Origin of the sequence: Niveibacterium umoris (assembly GCF_014197015.1) — a bacterium.
In the GTDB taxonomy this organism is placed as follows: Bacteria; Pseudomonadota; Gammaproteobacteria; order Burkholderiales; family Rhodocyclaceae; genus Niveibacterium; species Niveibacterium umoris.
Window position 1 is genome coordinate 1,058,937 of sequence record NZ_JACIET010000002.1, and the last position, 14,673, is coordinate 1,073,609.

Sequence of the window (14,673 nt, forward strand, 5' to 3'; positions counted from 1 at the left end):
TCTAGCCGATCGCCTTGCCGCACGCCGATTGCGACGGGTCGCGGCGGCGAGCGGACGGGCATCGGCAAAGACGGCGTTGCGACCCAAGCCGGCGCGGCGCCGCTATCATCGTGCCATGTTGCGCATCCGCTCCCTCCTGTTCGGCGCCGCGCTGTGTGCGTTGGCGGCATTCGGCTTGCCCGCGCTGGCCGCCCCCGTGGACGCGATGCCGGCCGAACGTGCCTGGCTGGCCGCGCATCCGGTTGTGCGTGTCGGCGTCGCGAGGCAGGACTGGACGCCGATCGAGCAGTTCAGCCCCGAGGGCCGCTACACCGGGATGTCCGCCGACATGCTCGACCTGATCGCGCGGCGCATCGGCATGACCTACGAAATCCAGGTCGAGCGCGATGCGGCGACGCTGTTCGCGAAGCTGCGCGCGGGCGAGATCGACGTCGTGCCGACGATCGGCCGAACCGGCGCGCGCGAGCGTTACATGGCCTTCTCGCAGCCCTATCTCGATACCCCGGTGGTGATGGTCGCGCGCAGCGACGCCAGCGGACTGACGCCCGATGCTGCACTGGAAGGCCGCACCGTCGCCGTCGAGGAAGGTTTCGCGGCGGCCGAGCTGGTGCCACAGCGCTATCCGCGTGCGCGCCTGCTGAAACTGCCGGATACCGCCGCTGCGCTGCGTGCAGTGGCAGAGGGTCGCGCCGACGCCTACTTCGGCGCCCTCGCCCCGGCGCAGTACGTGGTCGAGCGGGATCTGCTCGCCAACCTCGCGGTGCGTGGGCCGATCCAGATCGATTCCGGTCTGCGTCTGGGCGTCGGGCTGCACGCCAGTGCGCTGGCGCCCCTGCTTGATCGTGCCATCGCTTCTCTCGACGCGGGCGAACGTGATGCCGTGGTGCGGCGCTGGGCGCCGGTGGCGCTGCAGCTCGCGCCCGTTGCGGTGCCGCTGCAACTGGACGCGGCGCAGCGTGCCTGGCTGAGTGCCCACCCGCGGCTGCGCGTTGGCTACATCGCCGACTACGCCCCCTTCACCGAGCGCGCCGCCGACGGCAGCATGCGCGGGCTGTTCGCCGACAAGCTCGACCTGATCGCGCGGCGTCTGGGGGTTGGCATCGATCCCCCGCGCGCCTTCACGCTGGCCCAGTTGCAGCGGGCGCTCGCGGCGCGCGAGATCGACATCGCGCTGGGATTGTCGCGCAGCGTCGAGCGCGAGGAATACGCGCGTTTCGTCGGGCCCCTGCTGACCACCGCCACGGTCGCGGTGACGCGGGCCGAAGGCGATTTCTTCCACGACCCCGGCCAATACCTCGGCAAACCGGTTGCGATGAAGCGCGGGCATTTTCTCGTGCCGCGACTCGGGCGCAACTATCCGGGCATCCGCATCCTCGAATTCGCGACACTGGATCAGGCGCTCGATGCGGTCGCGCGTGGCGAGGCCGAGGCGAGTTTCAACGATCTGGCGACGGTGGCCCCGCGGCTGGCGGAACGTTACGCCGGCGTACTCAAGGTTGCCGGCAGCTGGGTCGACGCCCCGAGCGAAGTGCACTTCGCGGTGCGTAGTGATTGGCCGGAGCTGGCGACGGTGCTGCGCCTCGCCAATGACTCGCTGACGCCGGCGGAAAACCACGCGCTGGCCGAGCGCTGGCTGGTGCCCAAGTACCGCTTCGAGGTGCCGTGGCAGAAGGTGATGGTCGTCGCGTTGCCGGTGCTGGCGGCGCTGGTGCTGGTGATCGGCATCGTGATCGTATGGAACCGGCGCCTGCGCAGCGAAGTCGAGCGGCGCACCGCAAGCGAGCGGGCGCTGGCCGAAGCACGCGACGCTGCACTCGATTCGGCCGACCGCAAGGCTGCCTTCCTCGCCGCACTCTCGCACGAAATGCGCACGCCGATGAACGGCGTCACCGGCATGGTCGACGCGCTGGCGCATACGCCGCTCGACGAGAACCAGCACTTCCAGCTCGGCGTGGTGTCGCGCTCGGCCCATGTCGCGCTGTCGATTCTCAACGACGCGCTCGATCTGGCGCGCATCGAGGCCGGGCGATTCGCGCTCGACCAGAAACCGTCCGACGTGCGCGCGCTGGCCGAGGACGTCGCCGCGCTGTTCGCACCGATGGCGGCTGAACGCGGTCTGGCCTTGCAGTTGTCGTGTGCGCCGCAACTGCCACCGCTGGTGCTCGACGGCCTGCGGGTGCGGCAGGTGATCGCGAATCTGGTCTCCAACGCGATCCGCTACACCGAACGCGGCAGCGTCCGCATCAAGCTCGACGGGGCGCCGCTGACCACCCGCCGCTGGCGCTTGAGACTGGAAGTCGAAGACAGTGGGCGTGGCATTCCGGAGTCTGAACGCTATCGGCTGTTCCAGCCCTTCGAAGCCCTCGGCGGCCCGGGATCGCCCGGCACCGGGCTCGGCCTCGCGATTTGTCGTGCGCTCGCCGACGCGATGGGGGGCACGCTGGAGTACGCCCGCGGCGAAAACGGGGGTAGCCGCTTCGAGTTCGCACTCGAAGCCGATTCGGCCTTGCTCGCTTCCAGCGACGAACGCGCCTTTGTCGGCATTTGCGTGCGCGTGGTCATTGCCGACCCGTTCTGGCGCGCCGAGTGCGAGGCCTGGCTGCGCAACTGGGGCGCGCACCCGGTGGGGCCGGACGCGCGCGAGTTCAGCCAGCTCACGCTGTCCGACGGCGCGCCGCCGCTGCCCGGCCAGCCCTGCGTCACGCTGCAGCGCGATCCGGGCGGCAGCGTCCGCGGCGGCAAAGGCGGGCGCGTGGTGCTCGCGGCCGAACCCTTGCTGCCCTCACGGCTGCACCAGGCCCTGAGCAAGGCACTCGACCCGACGCCGGTCGAGGCACCGATGGCCGTGGCTGAGGCGGGGCAAGCGGCACCGAGCCGGGTTGTGCTGGTGGTGGACGACGAACCCCTCAATCTGCGCGTCGCGAAGGAACTGCTGGCGCTGATGGGTTTCGATGCCGAACTCGCCGGCGAGTCGCAGGCGGGTTTCGAGGCCTTCTGCAGCCGGCGCTTTGCCGCGGTGCTGCTGGATTACCGCATGCCGGGCGAAGACGGCATCAGCCTCGCCAGCCGCATGCGGATGCGCGAACGCCATCGCGGTCTCGACGCCACGCCGATCGCTGCGGTCACCGCCGATGGCAGCGAAACCACTGCGAGCGCCTGCCGCGCTGCGGGCATGGATGCAGTGGTGCTGAAACCGCTGACGCTGGAGACCCTGCACGCCGCGCTGACGCAACTGGGCTGCGCGCCGGCGATGCCGCCGCAGGGCCTGGTGACCGAGACGCTTCCCGACGAGGACAGCAACCCGCTGGCGCATCTGGCGGCGCTGCTCGGCTCGGCAGAGCGTGCGCACGGCATCGCGATCGGCTTCGTCACCGCATCCGCCGAAGATCTGCGGGCGCTGCGCGAGAAGCTGGAGATCGAGGACCTCGAAGCAGTGCGCTTTCTTGCCCATCGCATCAAGGGCGGTGCGCGCAACGCTGGCTTCGAGCGCGTCGGCGAAGCGGCCGCGGCGCTCGAGGTAGCCGCCAAGGGGGGCGATGCGGCCGCCAGCCGGCGGCTCACCGTGCCTCTGGGGCGGGCGCTCGAGCGGCTCAAGGCCCGGCTCGACGCGCTCGACCCGCCGGCCTGATCAGGCCACCGGAGGCTTGAGCCGGATCGGGCTCGCCAGTTCCGGCCGATGCCCGACCACGCCCTCATAGGCGCGCGCGATGCGGGCCATGTCGGCGGCCTCGTCGCCGCTGAGCCGGATGTATTCGCGGATGCCCAGCGTGCGGGTGGCGAAATCGATGTAGGCCAGCCCCAGCACCATGTCGGCGGCGTGCGCCAGGCGCAGGAAACCGGACTTCCAGTAGTCGAGCCGGCGGCGCGTGCCTTCCGGCGCCATCGCCAGGATCAGTGCGTCGCGGTTGCGGATGTCCGCCGCGAGTGCGTCGATGAAGCCACCAGCCGCGGAACGATTGACCGGGATGCCGCCCCAGCTGCGCAGCAGGCGGTCGAAGGGGCCGACGAAGATCGTGTGCTTGCCGAGCCAGCGTACCGGCCAGCCGGACGCCCAGCGTGCCAGCAGCCCGATCGGGAAGTCCCAGTTCGAGGTATGCGGATACACGATCAGCAGGACTTTCGGATCGGAGGGCGGCGGCAGATCGATGCGCCAGCCGACCATGCGCAACAGTGCCAGGGCCCAGCGGCGCGGACGTGCGGCGGGGTGCGGCGACGGGAGTGAAAAGGTGCTCAAGACAGGGACTTCCTTGCTTCGGGTGCGCGACTATCCCAGCTTGTGTCGCCAGCGTCCACGCTGCGCTGCAGCGAGCCAGCGTGTCGCGTCGCGCAGCGGTTCAGCTGCGTTCGGCCTGAGGCGCCATGCGCGGCAGGTCCACCGTCAGGCGGGTGCCGGCGCCCGGGCTTGATTCCAGGTGCAGCGTTCCGCCCAGCGTGGATTCGACCAGATTGCGCACGATGTACAGGCCCAGCCCGGTACCGCCGTGTCCGACGCGGGTGCTGAAGAAGGGCTCGAACGCGCGTTGCATGGTCTCGGCCGTCATGCCGCTGCCGTCGTCCTCGAAAACGATGCGCACATGCTCGGCGTCGGGCGCACTCGCCGACAGCGTCATGCGGCCGTGCTCGCGATCGTCGAAGGCATGCAGCAGGGCGTTATTGACGAAGTTGGTGATGACTTGTTCGAGCGGCCCCGGGTAGCTGTCCAGCTCGATGTTATCCGGCAGCGCCAGTTCGAGCGTGTGCGGCACATGGGCAAGGCGCGGGCGCATCGCGGCGATCACCCCTTCGACGGTGTCCTTGAGATTGAAGCGTCGACGCCGTTCGCTGGTCTGGTCGGCGGCAACCTGCTTGAAGTTGCTCATCAGTTCCGACGCGCGCCCGGCGCTGTGTTCGATCAGCGCGGCGACTTCGGCCGCGTCGCGGGTGAAGGCTTCCAGCGCGGATTTGCGCAGGCTGCCTTCCTGCAAGGTCCGCTCGAAGCTGGTGACGCGCTGGCGCAGGCTGCTCGCCAGCGTCAGCGTGTTGCCAAGCGGGGTGTTGAGTTCGTGTGCGACGCCCGCGACCAGGCCACCCAGTGCGGCGAGCTTTTCAGACTGCACCAGTTGCTGCATCGCCAGACCCAGTTCGGCGTGCTTCTCGCGCAGCTCTTCGCTGCGCCGTGCGACGCGCAATTCGAGTTCGCGATTCATCGTCTCGACTTCGTGCTGCAGCGCGCGCTGGGTGCTGACATCGACGACCGAGGACAGGAACAGCTTGCGACCGTCCATCTCCAGCGATACGCCCGACAACTCGCAGATGATCGGCGGCCCGCTGCGCGGCTGGCCATGTACCTCCATCCCGACCACGCGACCTTCACGTTCGATCAGGTCGAGTACGCGCTTCTGCTCGTCGGGGTCGCTCCATAGCCCAAGCGCCTCGGTCGACCGGCCCTGCGCCTCGTCGGCGTCGACGCCGAACAGCGTGCGCCAGGCCGAATTCACCTTGACCAGCGTGCGGCGGTCCATGTCCGACAGGCTGAGCGCGATCGGGCTGTGTTCGAACAGCGTTTCGAACAGGGTCCGCGCGGCGTTGGCCGCGGCGCGGGCCTGTTCGAGGTCACTCACGTCGGTGGCGGTGACCCGCAACAACGGTTCTTGTTCCGGCGTGATTTCCAGATGCCCGCGCAGCAAAAGGTGGCGCCCCTGCTGGCTTTGCACCGCGCAGCGCGTTTCGACCGCAACGCCGTTCGATTGCAGCGCCCGCCATTGCGCCATGAGCTCATGGCGACACCTGCGATCGATGCGTCCGAGCAGTCTGCGGATCGGCTGATCGACTTCGCCCGGTGGCAGGTCGAGCAAGCTCAGCAACTGGCTTGAACAGTGCGCAAGGCGCGCGCCGGGCACCCAGCGCATGGAGCCCAGCGATGCGACACGCTGCGCTTCGTCCAGATCGGCGTGTTCGCGCCGTGCCTTTTCTTCCGCGATGCGTCGCGCGGTAATGTCCTGCACCACCCGGATCGTGCCGCTCACCTGCTGCGCCTCATCGCGCAGGGTCACGGTCAGCACATGCAGCCACAGCGACTGGCCGCGGATCGTTTCACAGCGGATTTCCTCGCTGCGCGGCACCGCGCTGCCGGCATCGACCGGATCGAGCAGGCGTTCGCGCAGCACTGCCGCAGCCAGCGCGCTGGCGCTGTCGCGCGCGTCGGTGCGGCCGAGGATGTCTTCACGGCGCACGCCGAAGAGTTGCTGCGCAGCGCTGTTCCAGAGCTGTACCCGGCCATCGGCACCGAGCACCACCAGCGCTACCGGCAGGGCGTCGATCACCTCGGCAAGCCGGCGTTCGCTCTCCTGCACCGCAAGTTCGGCAAGCTTGCGTCGGGTTTCGTCTCGTGCGTAACCGAAGTAACCGGTGAAGGTGCCATCCGCATCGAATTCCGGCGTGCCGCTGCTGACATACCAGCGGAAGTCGCCGTCGGGCTTGCGCACGCCGTACTCGAAGTCGTAATACGGCTGGTGCGCTTCTACCTGGGCACGGTGTTCGGCCATCGCCGCGGCGTCGCAGACGAGGCCGGGGACTTCCCAGCGCCGGTGCCCGATCAGGTGCTCCACCGGCACCTGATGGCGCGAAATCGTGCCGCCGAAGAAGCGGGTGAAGCGCAGGTCTGCGTCCTGCTCCCACTGCCAGTCGGAGGTAAAGGCGGAAAGGTCGCGCAGGCGTTCGAGCTCGCGCGCGCTCATGGCCTCTTCCCCGCTGAGGCCTTCGAGCTGCCGGCGTGTCCGTTGCAGCGCATGCAGCGTCAATGCGAGCGCCACGAGCAGGATTGCGACGAGCAGCCAGACTTGCATTCAGGCGCCTTCGAGGGAGGGGATGCGGCCATTCTAATCTGCGATGACTGGCGGCGGGGTGACCGGCCGGCGCGGACGAACGACTTGCCGAGTGCGTGCCGGCAGGCCGAGAATCCGCCGCTTCAGGGGGCGCCTACCCGGTGCCCTCGCCCACATCGCGAGCCGCCATGAGCCGAAACGCGCACCCCGCACTGCCGCCCGAATGCCCCGACCTCGCCCGCCTGCAGGCCGTCGCCCGCGAGATTTCCGACGCCGTGTTGCGGACCCTGCAATGGCAGAACGACCAGCTCACCGAGGAGTTCGGCGCGCCGGTCTGGCTCAAGATGGAGAACCTGCAGCGCACCGGTTCCTTCAAGATCCGCGGCGCGACGCACAAGATGCGACGCCTGCTGGCGGCGCGGTCCGATCTGCGCGGCGTTGTCGCGGTGTCGGCGGGCAACCATGCGCAGGGCGTGGCGCGCGCGGCCGCGGCGGCCGGCGTGTCGGCGACCGTGGTGATGCCCGAGAACGCGCCGATCACCAAGATCCAGTCCTGCCGCCGCATGGGTGCGACGATCCTGCTGCACGGCGAGAACCTCGAACAGGCGCGCGAACTGGCCGACCGCGTTGCGGCCGAACAAGACCTCGCCTTCATGCATCCGTATGACGACTGGGACGTGATCGCGGGCCAGGCCTCGTGCGGGCTTGAGATGCTCGAAGACTGCCCGGACATGACCGTGGCGGTGGTGCCGCTGGGCGGCGGCGGATTGCTCTCGGGCATCGCACTGGCCTTGAAACTGCAGCGGCCGGAGATCCGCATCATCGGCGTGCAGACCGAGACCGTCGCGCCCTATCGCCATTTCCTGCTCGATGGCAGCTTCGAGACCTGCGCCCCCGGCGCACACACGATTGCCGACGGCATCAAGGTCAAGGCGCCGGGCGTCTGCACCTCGGCGGTGATTGCGCGTTACGTCGACGAGATTGTTACCGTCGATGACAACACCATCGCCGAAGCAATCGTTGCGACGCTGGAACGCACCCGCACCATCGCCGAAGGCGCGGGGGCGGTGGGTCTGGCGGCGCTGATGGCGGGCAAGGTCAGACTGGCGCCGCAGGATCGCGCGGTTGTCGTGATTTCCGGCGGCAACGTCGATATGACCCTGGTCGGCCGTTCCATCGATTACGGCCTCGCTTCCAGCGGCCGGCTGATGAGCGTGGCGGTGACGATTCCGGACAGCCCCGGCCGCCTCTTGAGCCTGCTCAAGACGGTCGCCGCGCTCGGGATCAATGTTCGCCATGTGGAGCATCGGCGCGGCGAACTGCATGTGCCGGTGGGCAAGACCGAGGTGATCCTGCAGATGGAAACGCGCGACTTCGCCCACCAGGCCGAGTTGATCGCGACCTTTTCCGGCGAAGGCTTGCATGTACGCAACCTGATGGCCGACTGACCCGTTCTGACCGCCGTACCGGAGGCTGGCATGACTGAAGTGGCTGCACAGGAAATCCTGAGGCTGGACCTGCGCTCGGTCGACGCGCTGCTGGCGCAAGACGACGCCCCTTTTGCGCGCCCAGGCTTGCACCCGGATGTTGCGGAACGCCTGATCGGCGAGGCCGATCATCGGCGCATCGGTGGGGCGCCGCGCATCGAGTTTGTCGTCGATCGGGTTGCTCCTGACGATCTGGCGCGGGTCAGCGCGGCCGTGCGCAGCCACTTCGAAGACCTGGCGCTGCTCGCCGACCGCGAACGGGCGCGCATTTTTCGCGCCGGCCGCATCGCGACGGTGACCGGCCTGCTGGTGGTGGTCGTGCTGCTGGGCGGCGCCAATTCGATCGACCCCGAGACCGTGTCACGCTTCTGGCGCGCGGTGCGCGAGAGCCTCACCATCTTCGCCTGGGTGGCGATGTGGAAACCGGCGGAATTGCTGCTCTATGAGCATTTGCCGGTACGCCGTCGGCGCACGCTCGCGGAGCGCCTGGCTGCGGCCTCGGTGGCGCTGGTGGCGCGTGAGGCCGCACCGGGCTGAAGCGCCTCAGTCTTCGGCTTCGTGCTCCGCCGACGCCCCGCGCGGGCGCCGGTTCGATCCGGCAACGACCTCGTAGGCAAACAGGCGGCATTCGATGTCGCCATTCATCAGTGGCGTGCGTCGGCTCGCCTTGAGGCCGATCTTCTTCGGCAGCGCCGGGTCCCCGCTGAAGAAGTGGCAGCGCCAGCCCGCGAAGGCCTGCTTGAGGTGGTCGCCCAGCTTCGGGTACCAGGCCGCGAGTTCGCTTTCGGCGCCGTCCGCTTCGGGCGCAGGCTCATCGCGATAGCCGCCCGGCGGGGCGGAACGGCGCCCGGCTGCCGCGCGTGGCGCCGTCAGGCGCACGCCGTAGGGCGGGTTGCAAAGCAGCACGCCGTGGTCCTCCGGCGCCTCGAGTTGCAGGATGTCGCTGGTGCGGAACTGCGCCAGATCGTCGAGCCCCGCTTCGCGCAGGTTGTAGCGCGCGGCATCTACTGCGCGCATATCAATGTCGGCGCCATAGAGGCGTACGTCGCTTGCCGGGCGGCGGCGTTGCAAGGCAAGCGTGCGTTGGCGCTTCCACGCGACCGGATCGTAGCTGGCGAGTTTTTCGAAACCGAAGCTGCGTTCGGCGCCGGGCGGAATATCGAGCGCCATCAGGCCGGCTTCGATCAGGAAGGTGCCGCTGCCGCACATCGGATCGAGCAGGGCCTGATCCGGCTGCCAGCCGGTGAGATGCAGGATGCCGGCGGCGAGGTTTTCCTTCAGCGGCGCCTCGTGCTTGGCGCGCTTGAAACCACGCCGCGTCAGTGCTTCGCCCGACGTGTCGAGGTACAACGTGCAGGTTTCCGCTGTCAGGAAGGCATACACCCGCACGTCCGGCGCCTCGGTGTCGATCGACGGGCGCTGGCCGCGCAGGTCGCGGAAGCGGTCGCAGATGGCGTCCTTCACCCGCAGCGTGACGAAGTTGAGGCTGCGCAGCGGCGAGCGGATCGCAGTGACGTAGATCCGCAGCGTGCGCTCGACGGCGAAGTACTTCTCCCAGGCCTGCTCGCGCGCCAGCGCATAGACGTCGTCTTCGCTGCGGTAGCCGCGTTCGGCGACGCGCCACATCACGCGGGTGGCGATGCGGCTGTCCAGATTCACCCGCCAGCACAGCGCCCAGTCGCCGGCGAAGGAAACGCCACCATGCACCGGCTTCACATACTGCGCGCCGAGGGCGGTCAGCTCGTCGGCGAGCAGGGGCTCGAGCCCGCGCGGGCAGGGGGAGAAGAAGGTCTCGCTCATCGGCGCGCGCTCAGAAGGGTTTGACGATCACGAGGATCACGACGAACAGCAGCGCGACCGCCGGCACTTCGTTGAAGACGCGGAACCACACATGGCTCTTGGTGTTGCGGCCGGCGGCAAAGTCGCGCAGCAAACGGCCGCAGTAACCGTCGTAGCCGGTCAGCAGCAGCACGATGAACAGCTTGGCGTGCAGCCAGCCTTGCGTCATCCAGGCATGGGCCGCTTCGAGGCCGCCGAAGAAGATCATCGAGAGGCCGAAGGCCCAGGTGCCGATCATCAGCGGCAGCATGAAGCGCTTGAGCTTTCTTGCCATCAGCAACAGGCGATCGCGCTCCGCGTGACTGTCGGCCGGCACCATCGCGAGATTGACGAAGATGCGTGGCAGGTAGAACAGGCCGGCGAACCAGCTGACGACGAAGAAGACGTGAATCGCCTTGAGCCACATGTACATCATCGGGAGTTTTCCTTGTGGAGGTCGAACCAGGCGCGCGCCTGCGCGAGTCCGGCGTCGACGTTGGGATAGCGGAGCCGCACGCGGAGTTCCCGGTGCAGGCGGGTGTTGTCGAGCCGGCGTGACTCGGACATGAAGGACAGCATCATCGGGCTCAGCACGCGTTCGATCTCGCGGCGGCTGGCACGCGGCGGGCGGGGCAGGCCGAAGGTGTCCGCCATGCGGTCGTACCACTCGCCCATGCGCAGGTCGGAGTCATCGCTGGCATTCCAGGCGCGGCAGTTGCCGCCGCGGGTCAGCGCAGCGACCGATAGCCGCGCGAGGTCGTCGGCGTGGATGTGATTGGTGAATACGTCCTCTTCGGCGCGCAGCACCGGGTCGCCGCGCTGAAGCCGCGCGAGTGACAGTCTTTCGGCCGCATAGATGCCCGGCGCGCGCAGGATCGCGAGACGACAGCCGCTGCGGCGGGCGAAGGCGCGCAGCGTACGTTCGGCGGCGACGCGGCGCCGGGCGCGGGCGGTGCCGGCACGCAGCGGGCGGGTTTCCGGCACCGAGTTGCCCTGGCAATCGCCGTACACGCCGGTGGTGCTGATGTACACCAAGCGCGTCGGCAGGCTGCGGCGCGCCAGCGCAGCGACCAGCCTGCCGCTGCGCGGATCGCCCTCGCCCCGATCGGGCGGCGGTGCAAAGTGCAGGATGCGCGGTGCGATGCCTGCCAGGCGGCGCAAGCTGCGCCGATCGTCGAGATCGCCCCTGATCGGTGTGGCGCCCAGCGCGCGCAGCGCTGGCGCGGCCTCCGCGCGGCGCACCAGCGCGAACACTTTTGCGTGCGGCGCCAATAGTGGAATCACGCGTGCGGCCACGTCGCCGCTGCCGATGATCAATACCCGCTGCCGCGCAATGCGGCCCGACGGGCGCCGGGCGGCGGGCGGACGGGCGGGGCGGCGTTTCGGGTTGCGTTGGGCTACCATCCCCGGATTATCGCATTGCCTCGCACCCAACGAATTCCATGTCTTATCAGGTCAAGCTGCAACCTTCCGGTCTCGATTTTTCCGCCAACCCCGACACTTCGGTGCTGCAGTCCGCGCTCGATGCCGGGCTGATGCTGCCTTATGGCTGTCGCGATGGCGCCTGTGGTTCCTGCAAGGGGCGTGTGCTGGAAGGCACGGTCGACCACGGCAAGTCGCCCGAGTCGACCCTTCCGGTGGCCGAGCGCGAGACCGGTTTCGCGCTCTTCTGCTGCGCGCGGCCGACGTCCGACCTGCTGCTGGAAGTGCGCGACGTGCGCCGTATCACCGACATCCCGATCAAGAAGCTGCCCTGCCGGGTGCAAAGCATCGTGCGGGCTGCGGACGATGTGATCGTGCTGACGCTCAAACTGCCCGCCAACGACAGCTTCCGCTTCCTGGCCGGGCAGTACATCGACTTCCTGCTCGCCGGTGGCAAGCGCCGCAGTTTCTCGATCGCCAACGCACCGGAGCATGAAGGCGAGATGGAGTTGCACATCCGTCTGGTCGAAGGTGGCAGCTTCACGACGCATGTCTTCAACACCATGAAGGAGCGCGACATCCTGCGCTTCGAAGGCCCGCTTGGCAGTTTCTATCTGCGCGAGAGCCCCAAGCCGATCGTGATGGTCGCCGGCGGCACCGGATTTGCGCCGATGAAGGGCTTGATCGAGCACATGATCGCCACCGGCAATCACCGCCCGGTCACCTTGTACTGGGGCTCGCGCGATCGTGCCGGCTTGTATCACTACGAACTGGCCCGGTCCTGGGAAAGCCGCCTGCCCGGATTCAAGTTTGTCCCCGTCATATCCGATAATTTGCCGGATGGCTGGGACGGCCGCGTCGGTCTGGTGCACCAGACCGCGATGGCGGACTTTCCGGACATGAGCGGCGTGCAGGTCTATGCTTGCGGTGCGCCGCCGATGATCGACGCCGCGCGGGCTGATTTCACCGGGCGCTGCGGGTTGCCGGCGGACGAGTTCTACGCCGACGCCTTCAGTTTTTCTTCCGACAGCACACCAACCTGACACACCGCCGCCATGAGCCAAGCCGTCCTGATCACCCGCGAACCGGTCGTCAACAAACAGCGGTCGATTACCGCCAACCGCCTGGTCGTGCACGCACCCAGCGTGCCGGTCGCGGTGGCGGCGCTCAATGCGCTGGCCGAAAACTGGCCGGCCAACCACACGGTATTCGTCAGTCTCGGCCGGCTGGTGCCGACCGCCGAACTGATGGGCTGGCAGATGCCCGCCAATACGATGGTCGAAATTCCGGCGCCTGCCCTGGCATACGAGCAGACCAAGGCGCTGATCCCGCAACTGCAGGAGGCGGGCATCAACCTGTGCTTGTCCTGGTACCAGCCTGGCATGCAATTGCCGGAAGGCGCGGAGTTCCGCTTTGTGCTGGCAGACGCCAACAAGCTGCCGACCCCGGCCGGCTTTCCCGGAATCTCGATTGCAACCGGGCTTGCTGATCTGGATGGTTTCGCGACCGCCGTCAAGAACGGCTATGACGGTGCCTCGGGTTGGTTCTTCTTCAAGGGCGTCAAGGCGGCCAAGGAATTGGCGCCGTCGCACGCGCAGATCGTCCGGCTTCTGAATCTGGTGCGCAACGAAGCCGAGGTGAAAGAGATCGAGGCCGCACTGAAACTGGACGTCGCCCTGTCGTATAAGCTGCTGCGGTACATCAACTCACCGGCATTCGGACTGATGGTGGAAGTGCAGTCCTTCCGCCATGCAGTGACGATCCTCGGGATGGACAAGCTGAACAAGTGGCTGTCGCTATTGCTTGTTTCGGCCAGCAAGGATCCGCTTGCGCCGGCACTGATGCAGGCGGCGATCGCGCGTGGTCGTTTCATGGAACTGATCGGCGCGGCGTTCGTAGAGAAGCGTGAAGTCGACAACCTCTTTATCACCGGCGCTTTCTCGTTGATTCATGTGCTGCTCGGCACCACGCCGGAAGCGGTCCTGGGCGAGATGACCCTGCCCGAACCGATCATTGATGCGCTGCTGCGGGGCGAGGGGATCTATCGCCCCTTCCTCGATCTGGCGATTGCCTGCGAACGGCTCGATCCGAGTGCGCTCTCCGAGCAGATCGCCAAACTCAAGCTGCGTGCCGAAGACGTCAGCAAGGCATTGGTGTCGGCGGTCGCATTTGCCGACAGCCTGCAGTTCGGTTGAGGGGCATCGCGATGGAACGCCTTTGTCCGGTCCATGCCACGCCGATGGAATCACGCGGGAAACTGTGGCACTGCGAAACCTGCGCCGCCAACTACCGGGTGCGCGGCGAATGCGCCGATTGCGGTTCGGAACTGGAAAAGATCGCCGCCTGCGGCGCCAGCAACTGGTGGTGCAATCGCTGCAACGAGCTCAAATCCAAGTCCAAGGTCAAGACGGAACTGGTCGCGGCCTGACATCGGAAAACGAAAAAGGCCGACTTCGCGTCGGCCTTCTTGCGATCAGCGTGAGCCCGGATTACTTCTGGCTCAGCACCCACTGCACCAACTGCTTGAGTTCGGCGTCGTTCACTTGCGGGTTCGGTGGCATCGGCACGTTGCCCCAAACTCCCGAACCACCCTTCTTGACCTTCTCGATCAGTTTGGCCTCGGCCGTCTTGTCGCCCTTGTACTTGGCGGCCACGTCCTTGTAGGCAGGGCCCACGACCTTCTTGTCGACCGCATGGCAGGCCAGGCAGTTCTTGGCCTTGGCCAGATCCGCACCCGCGTCGGCAAACGCAGCGCCCGCGCCAAGCAGACCGACCGCGGCAACTGCAGTCATGATTCGCTTCATGTTCCTTGTCCTCTCATCGATGGTTGGAGCAGCCGGGGCAGTCTAGCGCAAGCGCTGCACGGATGACTACCGGCCGGGGTGCGGCTGCCGATCGTCAATCATCGATCTTCGTACCCCTGCAGACCATAACGCCGGCCCGAGGCGCCACGTTGACCGCTTCGGCCCGGTTGACGCACCCGAGCGAGGGCGGTTAAGGTGAAGCCATGTTCCCGCAATCGGCCCTCTCGCTCCTGCTGAGCCTGACCTCCCTGACCCTGTTCCTGGGTCTGGGCCGACTGCTGCGCCCCGCGCGCATCTAAATCCCAACCCCTCCTGTTGAGTTTTGCCCGTCCGCCTTGC

At 67.6% G+C, this 14,673-nt stretch carries 12 protein-coding genes; 6 read left to right on the forward strand and 6 right to left on the reverse strand.

What is annotated here, in order from left to right:
* Window positions 1-115: 115 nt before the first annotated feature.
* The gene (locus tag GGR36_RS16890; protein ID WP_183635952.1) at window positions 116-3,628 is read left to right on the forward strand and encodes a transporter substrate-binding domain-containing protein; all 3,513 of its coding nucleotides are present in this window, start codon (window positions 116-118) and stop codon (window positions 3,626-3,628) included.
* Here GGR36_RS16890 and GGR36_RS16895 read toward each other — a convergent pair whose 3' ends face one another.
* Complete coding sequence (locus tag GGR36_RS16895) at window positions 3,629-4,234, reverse strand: 1-acyl-sn-glycerol-3-phosphate acyltransferase (protein WP_207064480.1); 606 nt, start codon at window positions 4,232-4,234, stop codon at window positions 3,629-3,631.
* Between the two features lie 100 nt (window positions 4,235-4,334).
* Complete coding sequence (locus tag GGR36_RS16900) at window positions 4,335-6,824, reverse strand: PAS domain S-box protein (protein WP_183635953.1); 2,490 nt, start codon at window positions 6,822-6,824, stop codon at window positions 4,335-4,337.
* Window positions 6,825-6,991: 167 nt separating this feature from the next.
* On the opposite strand from GGR36_RS16900, the gene ilvA reads away from it, so the two are divergent.
* Together ilvA and GGR36_RS16910 are read left to right on the forward strand one after the other, a co-directional pair.
* Window positions 6,992-8,251 carry a threonine ammonia-lyase gene (ilvA, locus tag GGR36_RS16905; protein ID WP_183635954.1) on the forward strand — a complete coding sequence of 420 codons (1,260 nt, stop codon included), beginning with the start codon at window positions 6,992-6,994 and terminating at the stop codon, window positions 8,249-8,251.
* A 30-nt stretch (window positions 8,252-8,281) separates the two neighbouring features.
* Window positions 8,282-8,827, forward strand: a complete 546-nt coding sequence (locus GGR36_RS16910) for a hypothetical protein (protein WP_183635955.1) — start codon at window positions 8,282-8,284, stop codon at window positions 8,825-8,827.
* 6 nt (window positions 8,828-8,833) lie between these two features.
* Here GGR36_RS16910 and GGR36_RS16915 read toward each other — a convergent pair whose 3' ends face one another.
* The 3 genes from GGR36_RS16915 to GGR36_RS16925 are packed head-to-tail and all read right to left on the reverse strand — an operon-like array spanning window position 8,834 to window position 11,512.
* The gene (locus GGR36_RS16915; protein ID WP_183635956.1) at window positions 8,834-10,090 is read right to left on the reverse strand and encodes a THUMP domain-containing class I SAM-dependent RNA methyltransferase; all 1,257 of its coding nucleotides are present in this window, start codon (window positions 10,088-10,090) and stop codon (window positions 8,834-8,836) included.
* 10 nt (window positions 10,091-10,100) lie between these two features.
* Complete coding sequence (locus GGR36_RS16920; protein ID WP_183635957.1) at window positions 10,101-10,544, reverse strand: CopD family protein; 444 nt, start codon at window positions 10,542-10,544, stop codon at window positions 10,101-10,103.
* Window positions 10,541-11,512: an NAD-dependent epimerase/dehydratase family protein gene (locus GGR36_RS16925; protein ID WP_183635958.1), complete on the reverse strand. Its 972-nt coding sequence runs from the start codon at window positions 11,510-11,512 to the stop codon at window positions 10,541-10,543. Before GGR36_RS16925 ends, GGR36_RS16920 begins: the two co-directional genes overlap by 4 nt.
* Before the next feature lie 38 nt (window positions 11,513-11,550).
* Here GGR36_RS16925 and GGR36_RS16930 point away from each other — a divergent pair, with 38 nt between their 5' ends.
* From GGR36_RS16930 to GGR36_RS16940, 3 genes are read left to right on the forward strand one after another with little or no spacing between them, the layout of a single operon-like run.
* Window positions 11,551-12,573 (forward strand): CDP-6-deoxy-delta-3,4-glucoseen reductase, encoded by a 1,023-nt coding sequence (locus GGR36_RS16930; RefSeq protein ID WP_183635959.1) that lies wholly within the window; start codon window positions 11,551-11,553, stop codon window positions 12,571-12,573.
* Between the two features lie 12 nt (window positions 12,574-12,585).
* Complete coding sequence (locus GGR36_RS16935) at window positions 12,586-13,725, forward strand: EAL and HDOD domain-containing protein (protein ID WP_183635960.1); 1,140 nt, start codon at window positions 12,586-12,588, stop codon at window positions 13,723-13,725.
* A gap of 11 nt (window positions 13,726-13,736) precedes the next feature.
* Window positions 13,737-13,958 (forward strand): zinc ribbon domain-containing protein, encoded by a 222-nt coding sequence (locus GGR36_RS16940; RefSeq protein ID WP_183635961.1) that lies wholly within the window; start codon window positions 13,737-13,739, stop codon window positions 13,956-13,958.
* 61 nt (window positions 13,959-14,019) lie between these two features.
* Here the strand turns inward: GGR36_RS16940 and GGR36_RS16945 are convergent, their stop codons facing one another.
* On the reverse strand, window positions 14,020-14,334 hold the full coding sequence (locus GGR36_RS16945) for a c-type cytochrome (protein ID WP_183635962.1): 315 nt from the start codon (window positions 14,332-14,334) through the stop codon (window positions 14,020-14,022).
* Window positions 14,335-14,673 lie beyond the last annotated feature (339 nt).

Bases quoted from the DNA above. Each gene is read 5' to 3' on its own strand.
- GGR36_RS16925 (WP_183635958.1), bottom strand. From the start codon at position 11,512: ATGGTAGCCCAACGCAACCCGAAACGCCGCCCCGCCCGTCCGCCCGCC.
- GGR36_RS16945 (WP_183635962.1), bottom strand. From the start codon at position 14,334: ATGAAGCGAATCATGACTGCAGTTGCCGCGGTCGGTCTGCTTGGCGCG.
- GGR36_RS16940 (WP_183635961.1), top strand. From the start codon at position 13,737: ATGGAACGCCTTTGTCCGGTCCATGCCACGCCGATGGAATCACGCGGG.
- GGR36_RS16935 (WP_183635960.1), top strand. From the start codon at position 12,586: ATGAGCCAAGCCGTCCTGATCACCCGCGAACCGGTCGTCAACAAACAG.
- GGR36_RS16890 (WP_183635952.1), top strand. From the start codon at position 116: ATGTTGCGCATCCGCTCCCTCCTGTTCGGCGCCGCGCTGTGTGCGTTG.
- ilvA (WP_183635954.1), top strand. From the start codon at position 6,992: ATGAGCCGAAACGCGCACCCCGCACTGCCGCCCGAATGCCCCGACCTC.
- GGR36_RS16930 (WP_183635959.1), top strand. From the start codon at position 11,551: ATGTCTTATCAGGTCAAGCTGCAACCTTCCGGTCTCGATTTTTCCGCC.
- GGR36_RS16910 (WP_183635955.1), top strand. From the start codon at position 8,282: ATGACTGAAGTGGCTGCACAGGAAATCCTGAGGCTGGACCTGCGCTCG.
- GGR36_RS16900 (WP_183635953.1), bottom strand. From the start codon at position 6,824: ATGCAAGTCTGGCTGCTCGTCGCAATCCTGCTCGTGGCGCTCGCATTG.
- GGR36_RS16920 (WP_183635957.1), bottom strand. From the start codon at position 10,544: ATGATGTACATGTGGCTCAAGGCGATTCACGTCTTCTTCGTCGTCAGC.
- GGR36_RS16915 (WP_183635956.1), bottom strand. From the start codon at position 10,090: ATGAGCGAGACCTTCTTCTCCCCCTGCCCGCGCGGGCTCGAGCCCCTG.